Annotated in this window: 13 protein-coding genes; 8 read left to right on the forward strand and 5 right to left on the reverse strand. The window is 71.7% G+C overall.

All coding sequences use genetic code 11. From position 1 onward, the window contains the following. A complete protein-coding gene (locus NQZ70_RS50410; protein ID WP_129580594.1) occupies nucleotides 1-3,228 on the forward strand; it encodes an efflux RND transporter permease subunit in 3,228 nt (1,075 codons plus the stop codon). 42 nt (nucleotides 3,229-3,270) lie between these two features. On the opposite strand, the gene NQZ70_RS50415 is transcribed toward NQZ70_RS50410, so the two are convergent. The 3 genes from NQZ70_RS50415 to NQZ70_RS50425 all read right to left on the reverse strand — a co-directional run bounded on the left by NQZ70_RS50415 (nucleotide 3,271) and on the right by NQZ70_RS50425 (nucleotide 8,468). After that, nucleotides 3,271-4,908, reverse strand: a complete 1,638-nt coding sequence (locus tag NQZ70_RS50415; RefSeq protein WP_129580595.1) for an ATP-binding protein — start codon at nucleotides 4,906-4,908, stop codon at nucleotides 3,271-3,273. Next, nucleotides 4,905-5,321, reverse strand: coding sequence for a response regulator (locus NQZ70_RS50420; protein ID WP_129580596.1), 417 nt, complete (start codon nucleotides 5,319-5,321; stop codon nucleotides 4,905-4,907). The genes NQZ70_RS50415 and NQZ70_RS50420 overlap by 4 nt, the downstream gene beginning before the upstream one ends. 300 nt (nucleotides 5,322-5,621) lie before the next feature. Then, nucleotides 5,622-8,468 (reverse strand): PAS domain-containing protein, encoded by a 2,847-nt coding sequence (locus tag NQZ70_RS50425; protein WP_237244795.1) that lies wholly within the window; start codon nucleotides 8,466-8,468, stop codon nucleotides 5,622-5,624. A 550-nt stretch (nucleotides 8,469-9,018) separates the two neighbouring features. Here NQZ70_RS50425 and NQZ70_RS50430 point away from each other — a divergent pair. From NQZ70_RS50430 to NQZ70_RS50445, 4 genes are all read left to right on the forward strand, one after another. Then, nucleotides 9,019-9,183: a DUF1328 family protein gene (locus tag NQZ70_RS50430; protein ID WP_129580598.1), complete on the forward strand. Its 165-nt coding sequence runs from the start codon at nucleotides 9,019-9,021 to the stop codon at nucleotides 9,181-9,183. A gap of 462 nt (nucleotides 9,184-9,645) precedes the next feature. After that, on the forward strand, nucleotides 9,646-10,200 hold the full coding sequence (locus NQZ70_RS50435; RefSeq protein ID WP_129580599.1) for a hypothetical protein: 555 nt from the start codon (nucleotides 9,646-9,648) through the stop codon (nucleotides 10,198-10,200). Between the two features lie 38 nt (nucleotides 10,201-10,238). Next, a complete protein-coding gene (locus NQZ70_RS50440; protein WP_129580600.1) occupies nucleotides 10,239-10,457 on the forward strand; it encodes a hypothetical protein in 219 nt (72 codons plus the stop codon). 15 nt (nucleotides 10,458-10,472) lie between these two features. After that, on the forward strand, nucleotides 10,473-10,757 hold the full coding sequence (locus NQZ70_RS50445) for a hypothetical protein (protein WP_129580601.1): 285 nt from the start codon (nucleotides 10,473-10,475) through the stop codon (nucleotides 10,755-10,757). Between the two features lie 272 nt (nucleotides 10,758-11,029). Here the strand turns inward: NQZ70_RS50445 and NQZ70_RS50450 are convergent, their stop codons facing one another. Further along, complete coding sequence (locus NQZ70_RS50450) at nucleotides 11,030-11,515, reverse strand: hemerythrin domain-containing protein (protein WP_129580602.1); 486 nt, start codon at nucleotides 11,513-11,515, stop codon at nucleotides 11,030-11,032. A 94-nt stretch (nucleotides 11,516-11,609) separates the two neighbouring features. After that, the gene (locus NQZ70_RS50455; RefSeq protein ID WP_129580603.1) at nucleotides 11,610-12,086 is read right to left on the reverse strand and encodes a hypothetical protein; all 477 of its coding nucleotides are present in this window, start codon (nucleotides 12,084-12,086) and stop codon (nucleotides 11,610-11,612) included. 827 nt (nucleotides 12,087-12,913) lie between these two features. Here NQZ70_RS50455 and NQZ70_RS50460 point away from each other — a divergent pair. The 3 genes from NQZ70_RS50460 to NQZ70_RS50470 are packed head-to-tail and all read left to right on the forward strand — an operon-like array spanning nucleotide 12,914 to nucleotide 15,443. Then, nucleotides 12,914-14,347, forward strand: coding sequence for a sigma-54 dependent transcriptional regulator (locus tag NQZ70_RS50460; RefSeq protein WP_020741839.1), 1,434 nt, complete (start codon nucleotides 12,914-12,916; stop codon nucleotides 14,345-14,347). 32 nt (nucleotides 14,348-14,379) lie between these two features. Continuing rightward, entirely contained in the window at nucleotides 14,380-15,075 is a 696-nt protein-coding gene (locus tag NQZ70_RS50465; RefSeq protein ID WP_129580604.1) for a histidine kinase, read from the forward strand. After that, nucleotides 15,072-15,443: a response regulator gene (locus NQZ70_RS50470; protein ID WP_129580605.1), complete on the forward strand. Its 372-nt coding sequence runs from the start codon at nucleotides 15,072-15,074 to the stop codon at nucleotides 15,441-15,443. Before NQZ70_RS50465 ends, NQZ70_RS50470 begins: the two co-directional genes overlap by 4 nt. The last annotated feature ends 4 nt before the right edge of the window (nucleotides 15,444-15,447 follow it).

The raw sequence follows: 15,447 nt of genomic DNA on the forward strand, positions 1-15,447 counted from the left end.
ATGCTCACGTTGCTCTCGCGGCTCCTCTCGTTCTCGGTGCGCCACCGCTTCCTCGTCGTCGCCCTGACGATCGCGGTCGGCGCGCTCGGCGCCTACAACTTCACGCGCCTGCCGATCGACGCGGTCCCGGACATCACCAACGTCCAGGTGCAGATCAACACGTCGGTCAAGGCGCTCTCCCCCGTCGAGGTCGAGCGTCAGGTCACGTTCCCCATCGAGTGGGCCATGGGCGGGCTCCCGGGCGTCGAGCAGGTGCGCTCGCTGTCCCGCTACGGGCTCTCCCAGGTGACGGTGATCTTCGACGACGGCACCGACATCTACTGGGCGAGGCAGCTCGTGGCCGAGCGCCTCGGCGCCGCGAAGGAGAGCCTGCCGCCGGGGCTCGGCGAGCCGCAGCTCGGCCCCATCGCCACCGGCCTCGGCGAGATCTACATGTGGACGCTCGAGGCCGCGCCGGACGCCCGGCGCCCCGACGGCCAGCCGTACGATCTGACCGATCTGCGCACGATCCAGGACTGGATCGTGCGGCCCCAGATCCGGACCGTGCCCGGCGTCACCGAGGTCAACTCGATCGGCGGCCACGAGCGGCTCTACCAGGTCTCGCCGGACCCGGCGAAGCTCGTCGGCTACGGGCTCTCGTTCCGCGACGTGCTCGAGGCGCTCGCCCGCAACAACGCCAACGCGGGCGGCGGGTACATCGAGCACAAGGGCGAGCAGTACCTGGTCCGCGCCACGGGCCTCGTGCAGAGCGAGGACGACATCCGGGGCATCATCGTCGGCAACCACGGCGAGGTGCCGATCCGGATCGAGGACGTGGCCGAGGTCGGCGTCGGCCGGGAGCTGCGCACGGGGGCGGCGACCGAGGACGGCGAGGAGGCGGTCATCGGCACGGCCATCATGCTCGTCGGCGAGAACGGCCGCGCCGTCTCGCGGCGCGTGGACGAGCAGATCAAGGCGGTCAACAAGTCGCTGCCCGAGGGCGTGACGGTCAAGACCGTCTACGACCGCACCTACCTCGTCGACGCCACCCTGAGCACCGTGCGGAACAGCCTGCTCGAGGGGGCCGCGCTCGTCGTCGTCGTGCTCTTCCTCCTGCTCGGCAACCTCCGGGCCGCGCTGATCGCCGCGCTCGCCATCCCGTTCTCGATGCTGATCGCCGTCACCGGCATGGTCGAGGGCAAGATCAGCGGCAACCTGATGAGCCTCGGCGCCATCGACTTCGGCCTCATCGTCGACGGCTCGGTGATCATCGTCGAGAACTGCGTGCGGCGCTTCGCCGAGGAGCAGCGCCGGCTCGGCCGCGCGCTCACCCGGGAAGAGCGGCTCGGCCTCGCCTACGACGCGTCGCAGGAGGTCCGGCAGGCGACGATCTTCGGCGAGCTGATCATCGCCATCGTCTACCTGCCCATCCTCACGCTCACGGGCATCGAGGGGAAGATGTTCCGGCCCATGGCGCAGACCGTCGTCCTGGCGCTCGCGGGGGCGACGATCCTGTCGATGACGTTCGTCCCGGCGCTCGTCGCGCTGCTCCTCACGGGCAGGGTGTCGGAGAAGGAGAACTTCCTCTTCCACCGGGCGAAGGGCGCCTACGGCCGGGCGCTCGCCTGGGCGCTGTCCCGGAGGCCGCTCGTCGTCGCCGCCGCCGGCGTCGTCCTCGTCGCCTCCGGCCTGGCCGCCGCGGGGCTCGGCCGCGAGTTCGCGCCAAAGCTGAGCGAGGGGGCGCTCGCGCTCCAGCCCGCGCGCATCCCCTCGATCAGCCTCACGACGAGCGTGGCGATGCAGGCGCAGCTCGAGCGCCTGCTCAAGGAGCGCTTCCCGGACGAGATCGAGCACGTCTTCGCCCGCACCGGCACGGCCGAGGTCGCGACCGATCCGATGGGCCCGAACGTCTCCGACACCTACCTGATGTTGAGGCCCCGGAGCGCCTGGAAGAAGGCGGCCACGCAGGAGGAGCTCGCCGAGGCGATCGAGGAGGCGATCCGGGAGCTGCCGGGGCAAAATTACGAGTTCAGCCAGCCGATCGAGCTCCGGTTCAACGAGCTCATCAGCGGCGTGCGGAGCGACGTCGCGGTCAAGGTCTTCGGCGACGACCTCGGCGTGATGCTCGAGCAGGCGAACAAGATCGGCGCGCTCCTGCGGGCGACGCCGGGCGCCGCCGACGTCAAGGTGGAGCAGGTCACGGGCCTGCCGGTGCTGACCATCGACGTGGATCGGCGCATGGTCGCCCGCTACGGGCTCAACGTCGCCGACGTGCAGGACGTCGTCGAGGCCGCGATCGGCGGCGTGAGCGCCGGCGAGGTCTTCGAGGGCGACAAGCGCTTCGACCTCGTGCTGCGGCTCCCCGACGCCATCCGCCGCGACGTCGCGGCCCTCGAGCGGCTCCCGATCCCGCTCCGGGGCGCGCCGGAGCACGCGACGGGGCCGAGCGGCCCGACCGTGGCCGCGGCGGCTCGGCCGCCCGGGCGAGCGGCGTTCGTGCCGCTCGGCGCGGTGGCCGACCTCCGCCTGGAAGACGGCCCGAACCAGGTCAGCCGGGAGAGCGGCAAGCGCCGCGTCGTCGTCCAGTGCAACGTGCGCGGGCGCGACCTCGGCGGCTTCGTCGCCGACGCCGAGGAGCGGATCGACGCCGCGATCAAGCTCCCGCCGGGCTACTGGATGTCCTGGGGCGGCCAGTTCGAGAACATGCTCGCCGCCCAGCGGCGCCTCGCCGTGGTGGTCCCGCTGGCGCTCGGGCTCATCTTCGTCCTGCTCTTCCTCTCCGTCGGGACGCTCAGGAACGCCGCCCTGATCTTCACCGGCGTCCCGCTCGCGCTCACCGGCGGCATCTTCGCGCTGTGGGGCCGCGGGCTCCCGATCTCGATCTCGGCGGCCGTGGGGTTCATCGCGCTCTCGGGCGTCGCCGTGCTGAACGGGCTCGTGATGGTGACGTTCATCGAGAACCTGCGGCAGCGCGGCGAGGGGCTCGACGACGCCGTGCTCCACGGCTCGATCGCGCGGCTCCGCCCCGTGCTCATGACGGCGCTCGTCGCGGCGCTCGGCTTCGTCCCGATGGCGCTCGCCACCGGCACCGGCGCCGAGGTGCAGCGCCCGCTCGCGACGGTCGTCATCGGCGGGATCCTCTCCTCGACCACGCTCACGCTGCTCGTCCTGCCGGTCCTCTACCGGCTGACGCACCGAGAGGAAGCGCCGGCCGCCCGCGACGAGCCCGCGGATCCGGCGGCGAGCTAGGCCAGCTGAGGCGAGCGCGCCCGTCGACGCGGCGACGGGCGCTCAGCTCGCCAGCGGCAGCGAGAAGTGGATCGTCGTCCCCTGGCCCGGGGTGCTCTCGACGGCCACGGTCCCGTGGTGCGCCTCGATGATGCCGCGCGCGATGTACAGGCCGAGCCCCGCGCCGGTGCGCGACTCCTGCGCGGCCTTCCAGTAGCGATCGAAGAGGTGCGGCTGGTGCTCGGGCGGGATGCCCGGCCCCGTGTCGGCCACGGAGAAGCGCGCGAGGCCGGCGACCCGGCAGAGCGACACGCTCACGACGCCGCCCTTCGGCGTGAACTTCAGCGCGTTGCCGAGCAGGTTCGAGAACACCTGCAGCACGCGATCCCGGTCGGCGAGGACCTCCAGGCCCGCGTCGAGCGGCCCCTGCGTCACCCGGCAGCCCTTGGCCTCGGCGAGCGACGCGGCGGCCTCGAGCGCCTCGCGCACGAGCGCCCCGCCCCGCTCCACCCGCGGCGACACGACGAGCCGCCCCGCCTCGATGCGCGACGCGTCGAGCAGATCCTCGATGAGCCGCGTCATGCGCTGGATCCCGCGGTCCATCCGGTCGACGAGCTGGACGGCGTCGTCCTCCTCGCCGTCCTTCCGCTGGAGCAGATCGCTCCGCAGGAGCGACGCCGTGATCGCGATCGTGTTGAGCGGGTTCCGGAGGTCGTGCGACACGATCGCCAGGAGGTCGTCCCGGGCGCGCGTCGCGGCCTGCGCCTCGTTGTAGAGCCGCGCGTTCTCGAGGGCGACGGACGCCGACTGCGCGAGCTGCGTGAGTAGCACCTCGTCGCTCTCGACGAACGGCCCGTCGCGCCGGTCGAGCAGCAGGATGCTCCCGATGCACTGGCCGTCCCGGCCGCGCAGCGGCGCCGCGACGAGCGAGCGCGGGTGCAGCTCCGCAGGCGCGCGCGACAGCACGTCCGCGCACGTGGGATCGCTCATGATCTCGTCGCCGGTCAGCCGGACGCCCGTGCTCCGCCGCTCGATCAGGCCGAACGCGACCTCGCGGATGCTGTCGCGGTCCTCCCGCGCGGCGTACTCCTCGGACAGCGAGATGCCGGTCATCGACCGCTGCGCCACGCCCCGCGCGGCCAGCCGCGCGACCGCCACGTTCGCGTCGAGCAGCGCGCGCGCCTCGTCGGTGGTGCGCTGGATGAGCTCGTTCAGCGAGAGCGACCGGTGGATGCGCAGCGTCGCCTCGGTGAGCTGCGCGAGCTGGTTCGCGTGGCGCGCGAGCGCCCGGCGCGCCTCGTCCTCGCGGCGCTCGGCCTCGTTCAGCCGGAGCACGTAGCGCAGGCTCTGCACCAGGCGCTCTGGCGTCAGCAGGTTCTTCGGCACGTAGTCCGCCGCCCCCCGCTTCATCAGATCGACCGCCAGCGACTCGTCGCCCTGCCCGGTCAGCATGATGAACGGCGCCGTGAGCTTCGCCTTGCGCGCCGCCTCGATCACCGTGAGCCCGTCGCCCCCGGGCAGGTAAAAATCGAGCAACACGCAGTCGATCTGCTGCTCGTACAGCACGGCGAGCGCCGAATCGACGGAGTCGGCCTCCCTGATCTCGGCGTCGACGCGGCCGCTGCGCAGCGCGCGCAGGATCGCGATCCGATCGACCGTGTCGTCGTCGACGACGAGGAGACGAACCGACCTATGGCTCAAGGCATCTCCACGAGCGTCCAGTACCGGTTCAGTGCCGTCATGAGCTCGACGAAGCTCATGAAAGTCACCGGCTTGAGCAGGTAGCCGGCGACGTTGAGGTCGTACGCGTCCACCTTGTCCCGATCGTCGTTCGATGTGGTCAGCACGACGACGGGCGTCGCCCGCAGCGAGGCGTCGGACCGGAGCTCTCGCAGAAACTCGATGCCGTTCATCCTGGGCATATTCAGGTCGAGCAGGACGAGGCGCCGGTCCCTGGGCACCTGGGTTCCGCGCAGCAGATCGAGCCCCTCGACCCCGTCGCCCGCGACCCAGAGCGGGTTCGTGATCTTGCCCCTCTCGAACGCCCTGCGGACGTTCATCACGTCGACGGTGTCGTCCTCGACCAGGATAATATTCAGGATTTTACCGTCCATCCTCGTCCTCGCTGAGGGGCAAAACGCTGGCCCGTCGATAGCATACGAGAGCAACGCTGCACGTGGGCAGGGCGATGGCGACGGAGCTGGAGGCCGGCTCACTCGTTTCCGGATGACGGAGACACCGCATACGGCCTGCTTCGCGCGGCTGAAGTTAACGTGGGCCCGCGGCCTCGGGAAGAGGCGATCGGTGGCACGGTGGGCCCGGGCCCCACGACGGCCGCCCGCGCCAGACGGCCCTCGCCGGCGGCCGCGCGCTCGAGGGCCACGGTCGCCCCGCCGGGGCGCGGGCCTCGGGGGTTACGGCCAGCTGCCGCGGTTGCCCGCGCGGCCGACGAGGTGCGCCACCGCCGTCACCAGGCTGTTCGGCTCGATCGGCTTGGCCAGGTGCATCTGGAAGCCGGCGGCGATCGCCTGGCGGCGGTCCTCCACGCGCGTGTACGCGGTGAGCGCGAGCGCCGGGATCCCGCTCGCCGGGACCTCGGCCCCCATCGCGCGCAGCCGCCGCATCATCGCGTAGCCGTCCTCGCCCGGCATGCCGATGTCGCTCACGAGCACGTCGAACTCGTCCGCGCGGAGCGCCTCGAGCGCCGCGCCGGCCGAGGCCGCCTCGCTCACCGTGGCGCCGGCGCGCCCGAAGATGATGCCGAGCAGCTCGCGCGCGTCGGTCTCGTCGTCGACCACGAGCACCCGGATGCCCTCGAGCAAGCGGCGCGCGGCGCCCCCCGGCGCGTCGCTGCCCCGGCGCTGCGGGGACGGCGGCGTCGAGTGCGGCTCGGCGCGGATCGGCAGCCGCACCCGGAAGCGCGCGCCCTTGCCCTCGCCGTCGCTCTCCGCGTTCACCGTGCCGCCCTGCGCCTCGGCCAGGTGCCGCACGATGGCCAGGCCGAGCCCGAGGCCCCCGTGCGCCCGGGTCATCCCGCCGTCCGCCTGCCGGAACCGCTCGAACAGGTACGGCAGGAAGCTCTTCGGGATCCCCTCGCCGTTGTCCTCCACCTCGACCTCGAGCATGGCCTCGACGCGCCGGGCGAAGGCCCGCACCTGCCCGCCCGAGGGCGTGAACTTCACGGCGTTCGTGAGCAGGTTCCACACGATCTGCTGGAGCCGATCGGCGTCGCCGAGGAAGATGCCCACGTCCTCGACGACCCAGGCGTTGACCGTGACGCCCTTCGCCAGCGCCGCCGGGCGCACGAGATCGAGCGCCGCGGAGAGCACCTGCCGCACGTCGACCGGATCGGTGCGGAGCTGCAGCTTCCCCGCGATGATCGTCGAGGCGTCGAGCACGTCCTCGATGAGCTGCGACTGCGCCTTCGCGTTGCGCTCGATCGTGGCGAGCCCCCGCTCGAGCGACTCGGTGTCCACCTCGCCCGTCCGGAGGATCCGCGCCCAGCCCAGGATCGACTGGAGCGGCGTCCTGAGCTCGTGCGACACCGTCGCGAGGAACTCGTCCTTGAGCTTGTTCAGCTGCTCGGCGTGCTGGCGCGCCCGCTGCTCCTGCTCGAGGAGCTGGACGCGCTCGGCCTCGGAGCGCTTCTGCTCGGTGATGTCGTGGAACGAGATGCCGACCCCGTCGCCCAGCGCGACCGCGATGGCGCGGAACGTCTGCGGCGCGCCCTCGTGCGCGCAGGAGATCTCGACCCGGGCGGCCTCGCCGGCCTCGACCACCTTCGCGTACGTATCGAAGGCGCTCGCGAGCGAGCTGCCCTGCATCTCCACGAGCAGCCGCTTGCCCTCGAGATCCTTGCCGCGGCCGCCGACGATCGGCCCGGTGGCCGGGTTCACGTAGACCCACTCGAAATCGACGATCGCCCCGGACGCGTCGCGCACGCTGCGCAGGATCATGAACCCGTCGGGCGACGCCTCCTGCACCGTGCGGAACCTCGCCTCGCTCGCGCGCAGCGCCTGCTCGATCGCCTTCCGCTCGGTGATGTCCGTCGCCGTGCAGGTGATGCCGACGATCTCGGCCGCGTCGTCGGTCAGCGGCTCGATCGAGATGTCGAGGTGCTGCGTGCGCCCGCCCGAGTGCAGGGCGATCTCGCGCCGCTGGCCGACCCCGCTGGAGAGCACCTCGCGCTTCGCCCGCTCGAGCGCCCTCGCGGCGTCCGGGTCCTCCAGCACCTCCGCGTCGGTCTTCCCGAGCACCTCGCGCTCCGACTTGCCGAAGGCGTTGTGCATCCACGTGTAGCGGAGGTCCCGGTCCTGGTTGAACACCATGACCGGCGACCCGCGGAGCGCCTTGCGGAAGCGCTCCTCGTTCACGCGGAGCGCCTGCTCCGCGCGCAGGCGCTGGGCCACGCTCTGCTGGAGCTCGAGCGCGAGGCGCTCCGCCTTGCGGCGCGCGCCGATCTGCTCCGTCACCTCGAACGCCGTCGCCATGACGCCCTCCACGGCGCCGCCCACGCCGTGGAGCGGCTTGCACAGGACGTTGTAGAGCCGCTCCACGAGCTCCCCGGTCCAGTGCATGATCCGGACCGGGATCTCGTTCGCCACGCTCGGCTGGCCGCTCGCCATGACCGCCTCGAGCTGCGCGTGCAGCGGCTGCCCCCGGAGCTCCGGGACCGCCTCGACGAGCGGCTTGCCGAGCAGATCGTCGCGGCCGACCAGCTGACAGAACAGCGGGTTCGCGAGCTCGAACACCAGCCCCTCGCCCTTGAGGAGGCAGATCGGCGCCGGCGCCTCGGCGAGCAGCGAGCCGCTCCTGCCCCGCTCGAGCTCCGCGCGCTTGCGCTCGGTCTCCAGCGCGGCCAGCTGGAGCCGGGTGTGCTCGCCGACCGCCTGGGCGATCCCCGCGTCCACGCGCTCGGAGAGCGCCTCGAGGTCGCTCAGGCTCGGCGCGACCCCTGCCTCGTGGAGCTCGCGGAGGATGGAGCGCCGGAGGACGCTGTACTCGCGGACCATCACGTCGAGGTCGAACCCGTTCTCCCAGCGCGCCTCGCCGTGCTCGCGCGCGGCCTCGTCGCTGCCGTTCGTGGGAGCGCCCTTCTCCAGGCTGGCGGCCACCTCGTCGAGGAAGGTCGGTAACGAGTTGATGAGCAGCGGCTTCGGCAGGTCCCGCGCCACCGCGCTTCGCCTGCGCAGCTCGCCGACGAACCGCTCGATGATGGCCTCGCGGCGGGTCCTGATGAGCGTGGAGAGCGGGGTCGTCATGATCGGGTCGTTCGCGGCGTCGGCGCAGTCCCGGCAGCCATCGCCGTCAGGGGCCCGGGCAGCGAGCGGGGAGCGGCCCTGGACGACCTGGGCCGCGGGTGGCGTCTGCGAGCACGACATATTCGGCGAGCTGACCGAGCGCCACAAGGCGCCCCGCCAGCGCAGCCCACGCGGCGTCGGGCAGGCGACCGCCCCCTTCAAGGGATAGCCGCCTGTGGTCCTCCGCCGACGTCGACCTCGATACGGCTGTTGAGCCGAGCCCGACTTCCCTCGCGCGCGCACGGGCCCAGACGCGGGCAAACCCTGTGCCGAGCTCGGGCGGCCGGTGCTCGCGGCGATGTGCGGTGCGCGACGTCACGAACGAGACAATTTGCCGCAGTGCCTGCGCCCGCCCGGGCCGTGCGACTGCCGGTGAAGCGGGCTGTCGGGGGCCGGGGGGATCAACCGTCTTGCTCGACATGCGGGTCAACATGGGGCGTCGCGGCACGGCGGCTGCAACAACGATGGTTCGAGACGCTGGAACACCAATTCACCCGATCAGGAGGTTATCATGCTCAGTTGGAGTGTTGCGTTCTTTATCGTCGCGATCATCGCCGCCATCTTCGGCTTCGGCGGCATCGCCGCGGGCGCCGCCTCGGTGGCGAAGCTGCTCTTCGTGATCTTTCTCGTCCTGGCGGTGGTCTCCCTCGCGCTCGGCCGCCGCGTCCGGGCCTGACGCCCTCCACGTCGCCCCTCGAGCGCCGCGTGGGCGCTCGTCTCACACGAGCCCACGCGGCCGCGTCGATCCCGGCGCCCGGGCCGCCCCGCCGCGCGCGCCATCTCATCCTCTCTCCTGCGAACCCCACGACTCCATGCCTTCGTCGGCCGCGCACTCCAGCGCTGCGCAGACCCCGTCCGCGGGCGGCGTGATGACGCGACGCGTTGTTGGTTGTCGCGCGCTGTGTCGGCGATGCCTGCTTGCACGTGCATGGCGGCCACGATCGGGGCGATATGTCTCGTCGGGCCGGGCGGTCTCCGCGGTTCTGCGTGGCACGCCCGTCGCAATGACCGGTGGAGGAACCCATCCAGGGCGCCGAGAGGCTCGACCCCGGGCAGCTTCGATGGGGCTTTACGTGTCGCGCCGGGCTCTCGCCCGGGCGCAAGGTCGGGCCCGAGCGGCAGACCGGAGGAGATCATCATGCTGACCGTCCGTACATTCCTTCCTATCGCCATCGTCATGAGCGTCGTCGCGGGCTGCGACTCCCCGACAGACGCGCAAGCCAAGGCCGAGCGCGCGCAGGTCGAGGCGGAGCAGAAGGCGGCGGAGGTCGCCACCGAGCTCGACAAGAAGGTCGCCGAGATCGACCAGCGGGCCGAGCGGGAGACCGACAGCGCGCTCCGGGAGGCCGCGGAGAAGCTCAACAACGCTGCCCTGGAGGCCAAGGAAAAGACGGTGGAGGCCCAGGCGGAGCTCCTGAAGGCGCGCGAGGACGTGCGCACCTCCGCGACGCGCAAGATCGAGGACCTCGAAAAGGACGTCGCCGAGCTCCGCGCCAAGGCCGAGAAGAAGCTGTCCAGGGACGAGGTCGACAGGATGGTGAAGGACCTCCAGGACAAGTCGGAGGCGGTCCGCAGGAGCCTGCGCGATCTCGACGCAGCCACGAGCACGAACCTCGAACAAGTGAAGAAGGGCGTCGACCAGCGCGTGGAAGAGCTGGACCGCGCCATCCAGGAGGCGAGGCGGCGCGTCTGACGCGAGCCTGCCAGCAAGCTCGACCAGAGGAGGACACGATGGAGAACCAGAAGACGACTCAGCAGACCCAGTCGGCGGACATCGAAGGCGAGGGCAACCACACGGCCGATCGGCGCTACCGCGAAGGCGTGCAGAGGTCGGTGGAGGGCGGCAAGATCGAGCAGCACGCGGAGGAGGCCGCCGAGGCGCTGGACGGCCCCGAGGGCGACGCGCTGCGCGAAGCCCAGGAGGCGACCCGGCGCGGTCGACCCAGCTGACCCGGCGGGCGTGCGATGATCCGCGAGCTCCGCTGCAAATCCTGCGGTCGCCGGTACATCTTCGTATCGACGGCGGCCACGCCCTGCCGGGCCTGCGGCTCGGCCCTCGACGAGATGGAGCTCGAGCGCGGCGTCTACGAGCTCGCCTCGGACGACGCGCGGAACGCCGCCTCGCCGGAGCCGCCCGCCGCGGCGGACAAGATGGTCCCCGAGGATCTCGGCTACGGCGAGTCGCACGGGTACGGGCCCGCGCACGGCGGCCCGACGGGCCCCGGCGACGCGCCGGCGCCCACCCCGTGAGCCCACCGGTCCTCACCCCCTCGCGACACACGACGGCCCCGGGCTCCCCGGCTCGGGGCACGGCATGCGGCGATGGCCGCGGAAGACGTCTCCAGTCGCCGCGGCCGCCGCCGTATGCCGTGTGTCCCGAGGCGCCGACTCCAGGCCATCGCCCCAGGACACCGCCCGTGACATGGGCGCAGGCCCTCGCGGCGCGCGTCGAGCGCTGGAGGTGCCCGCCGGGCGATGAACCGAGCGTGAGGAGGAGGAGCGCGGCAGAAGGGCCGCCGCCGTCAGGCCGCCGTCGCGGTGCGCGCCGGGGCGTGGCTCTGGCCGTGGCTGTGGGAGCGGCGGGAATGGGCGATGAGCGCGTCGAACAGCTCCAGCATCTGCTGGCCCAGCCGCTCGTTCGCCTCCTCGCTCAGCTCCGCCTCGATCCGCGGCAGGAGCTCCCGCTCCTCCTCGTCGGCGTGGTGCATGACGAGCTCCCTCAGGGTGGATAGCCTGGCCTTGAAGCTCGGGTCCTCTGGCGCCGTGTTGACGACGCGCCGGATCTCGAACCGCGCGACCGTGTGCTCCTCGCAGGCCCCGCCGATGAGATCCGGCTCGATCGCGAGCAGCTCCGGGAAGAGCACCACCTGCTCGGCGAGCATGTGGGCGAGCAGGTGCTTCGTGAGCTCGTCCGTCACCCGCCGGACATCCCCGATGCCCGAGGCCGCCAGATCGAACAGCCTCTCGGCTTCGCGGTGCTGCCCCTTCAAGAGCTGTGTCGCTTTCATGCATTCTCCTCCCGGACACCGAAGGTGTGCGTGTTGTCGATGGACGTGAAATGGACGTGAAACAGGGATCTTGTCGCCCTCGCGCCAGGGCCGCTCAGGCAGCGGCGCGGGCCGAGAGGTGCGCGAGGCCGCGCAGCGGCTCGCCCCTCGGGCCCTCGAGCGAGAAGGTGACGGCGCCGCTCCTGCCGATCAGCTCGCGCATCGTCAGCGACAGGCCCGCGAGCTCGCGAGCCGCAGGGGCCTGCGGGTCCGAGCCGGGGCAGAGCACGACGCGCCTCACGCCAGGGAGCGCGCCGAGCACGGCGCGCACGAGCGAGGACCGGACCATGAGCTTGTTCGCGGACGACGCCGCGACGAACACGGCCGTGCTCACCTCGCCGAGGAGCCGGAGCTTCTCCTGCAAGCGCGACTGGAACGTCGAAGCGTGCTCGCTCGGGAGCTGAATCACCGTGTGGAGGTCGCGCGTCCGGGTGCTCAGCCAGGCGGCGCACTCGGTCCAGGGCGCGCCGGGCTCAGCAATCAGCAGGCAGGTCTCCTCGCGACGCTCGCCCTCTCGCCCCCTCTTTTTCATGGGTCATATTCAAGCAACTCTCGTGCCGAATCGTCGTATTCCGGGACGTGAGCACGTCCGGGGCGCCAGATGTGATCTGGAGATGTGGAATTTCGCCTCTCGCCGTCGACTCGGACGGACTCGGCAGATCGAGCCAGATCGAGGTGCTCAGGCCAACACCGGCCCACGATGGCTGCCGCAGAGATCGAGAGAAACGAAGAGCGTATCGCGCTCTCTCGACCCTGGGACGGAGACGCATCGCAACAAACCGCGAATTCCTTGCTCTCCTCGAACGCTGGTTGTGGGATCGCTCGACTGCGGTCCTTCGCGGCAGGCCGCGCCGATCGTGCCGCTCGCCATGCCCGGCCGCTCGCCAGCGCGCCGCGCTCGAGCCCGCCTTCAGCGCGCCTCGACCTCGCGTGGACCGTCGAGGCCTGCGCTGCATCCACGCGGTACCAGACGCTTTTCTCGTGGCCGCGGCCGCCTCGCGGCGGCCTCCCTCGCCGCGCCGCCTCCCGCCACGCAGGCGCGAGGCGCGCGCCATGCATTACCCGGATGACGTGCTGCCGATCTGTGGAAATCCAGGGAGCTGGTAACGCCATCCGGCGATGGCGTCCGAGAGCGCGGCCACATCCCGGGGGGCGCCTCGCCGAGGAGGGGCGCGCCGGCGCCGCGCCTTGGGCCGCTGACGGCATGGTTGAGGCAGGAAAGCCCACCTGTGGCGAAACGTCACGTTGAAGAATGTCGGGGATGAGCGAGCTGGGCTTGATGGCGCGGTGTCTCCGTGGCACGTTCCCTGCAAGTGCAGGCAGCGGTCGACCTAGTGAGCTGCCGGGGAAGGACACGCGATGAGCGGCAGGATACTCGTCGTCGATGACGACGAAGCGACGTGCGATCTGGTCGAAGCCCTCCTTAAGAGGCAGGAGTTCTCCGTGGCGGCGCGCACCTCCGCGAAGAGCGCGCTGGAGCTCGTGAGCGAGGACGACTTCGACGTCGTGTTGACCGACGTCGGCATGAGCGAGATGAGCGGGCTCGAGCTGTGCGAGCGCATCCTCGGCGCCCGGCCCGACATGCTCGTCATCGTCATGACGGCGCTCGGGAGCATGGAGACGGCGATCTCGGCGATGCGCGCCGGTGCGTTCGATTTCGTCACGAAGCCGCTCGACTCGAACCTCCTCGGCCTGACGGTCTCGCGCGCCGTCCAGCACCGGCGCCTCCGGTCCGAGGTGAAGCGCCTGCGTGAGGCGGCGCACGACGTCCAGCAGACGAAGGGCCTCGTCGGGCGCAGCCCCGCGATGAAGCGCGTCTACGACCTCATCGGGCGCGTCGCGCGCAGCGACGCCTCGGTGCTCGTGCACGGCGAGACCGGCACCGGCAAGGAGCTCATCGCGCGGGCGATCCACGAGGCCAGCGGCCGCCCCGGCCCCTTCGTCGCCGTCAACTGCGCCGCGGTGCCCCAGGCGCTCCTCGAGAGCGAGCTCTTCGGCCACGCGCGCGGCGCCTTCACCGACGCGAAGACCCAGCGCACCGGCCTGTTCCTGGAGGCGAGCGGCGGCACCATCTTCCTCGACGAGATCGGCGAGATGCCGCTCGAGGTCCAGCCGAAGCTGCTCCGCGCGCTCCAGGAGCGGAAGGTGCGGCCGGTGGGCTCGAACGCCGAGATCCCCTTCGACGCGCGCATCGTGACCGCGACGAACCGCGACCTCGAGACCGAGGTGTACGAGAAGCGGTTCCGCGAGGACCTCTACTACCGCGTCAACGTCGTGAAGATCGACCTGCCGCCCCTGCGCGAGCGCGGGACCGACGTGCTCCACCTCGCGATGCACTTCCTCGAGAAGTTCTCGTCCAGGAGCGGCAAGGGCGTGCTCTCGCTCTCGACGGCGGCCGCGGAGAAGCTCACCGCCTACAACTGGCCGGGCAACGTGCGCGAGCTCGAGAACAGCATCGAGCGCGCCGTGGCCCTCGCGCGGTTCGAGCAGATCACGGTCGAGGATCTGCCCGAGAAGGTCCAGGCCTACCGGCCCGACCGCTTCGTCGTCGCCGTCGACGAGCCGGCCGAGATCATGACGATGGACGAGCTCGAGAAGCGGTACATCAAGCGCGTGCTCGCGCTCGTCGGCGGCAACAAGTCGCGCGCCGCCCAGATGCTCGGGTTCGACCGGCGCACGCTGTACCGCAAGCTGGAGCGCTACGGGGAGCAGGATGGCTCGGGCGGGGACGAAGGCCCAGACAAGGACAAGGCGGCCTCTTCGCCGGGGTCGGCGAGCTCTGCGCTCAGCTGAGCTGAGATGAGGCGCGAGGTAAGGCGGAAGGAATGACGGAAAAGGCGCTCCCCGAGTCGGTCTACAAGCTGTTCGCGCGCACGGGGCACGACGTCCGAGGGCCGGCGGGCGTCGTGGCCGGCGCCCTCGACGAGCTCGAGCGCGCCCTCGGCGGCGAGACGACCGCTCGGAACGCGGCGTTCTTCACGATGGCGCGCCGGGGCGTGCGCCGCCTCCTGCGCCTCGCCGACCGCTACACCGCCGCCTCGGAGCTGTCGCGGCAGGTGGACGCCCCGGTGCAGTCGCTCGACCTCGAGCCGCTCGTGCGCCAGGCCGTCTCGGAGGCGTCGTTCGTCTACGGCAGGCGCCAGGTCACGGTGGCGCTCGACCTCGCGCCGCTGCGCGGCTTCGCGCACCCGTCGTCGATGACCGCGGCGCTCGCGGACGCGCTCATGCTCGCCCTGCGCGCCGCCCGCGCGCGGGTCGCCGTCGAGCTCGCGGCCCACGGCGACAAGGCGCGGGTGGTGCTCACGAGCGACGCGGACACGCCCTCGGTGGAGGAGCTCTTCGAGACCGCGCTCTCCCCCGAAGCGGATCCGCTCGACGAGGGCGCGCTGCCCGTCCGCGTCATCGACGGCGTGCTCCGGGCGCACGGCGGCACGGCGCGGGTCGAGCGCGTGGGCGCGGAGACGCGCATCACCTTGGAGTGGCCGCTGAACGAGGCGGATCGTAAGGTGGACGCGCGATGAGCGAGGAGCTGCCGCAGGTCCTGGTCCTGGACGACGATGACGACACCGCGTCGCTGCTCGGCATGGCGCTTCGCCGCCGCGGCTTCCGCGTGGCCGTGGCGCGATCGTGCGAGGAGGGGCGCGCGGCGCTCGCCGAGCGCGCGGTCGACGCCCTGGTGACCGACGTGTCGCTCCCGGACGGCAGCGGCCTGGAGCTCGTGGCGTCGCTCGAGAACAAACCGCGCGCGCTCGTCGTGGTGAGCGGCTTCGGCGGCGACGACGACCGCGAGAAGAGCCGGGCGGCTGGGGCGCACGTGCACCTCGTCAAGCCGGTCGACGTGGCCCGGCTCGTGTCGACGCTCAACGAGCTGCTCGGGCGCCCGGGCTGAGCGC

Source organism: Sorangium sp. So ce836 (genome assembly GCF_028553905.1).
GTDB classification, from domain to species: domain Bacteria; phylum Myxococcota_A; class Polyangia; order Polyangiales; family Polyangiaceae; genus Sorangium; species Sorangium cellulosum_D.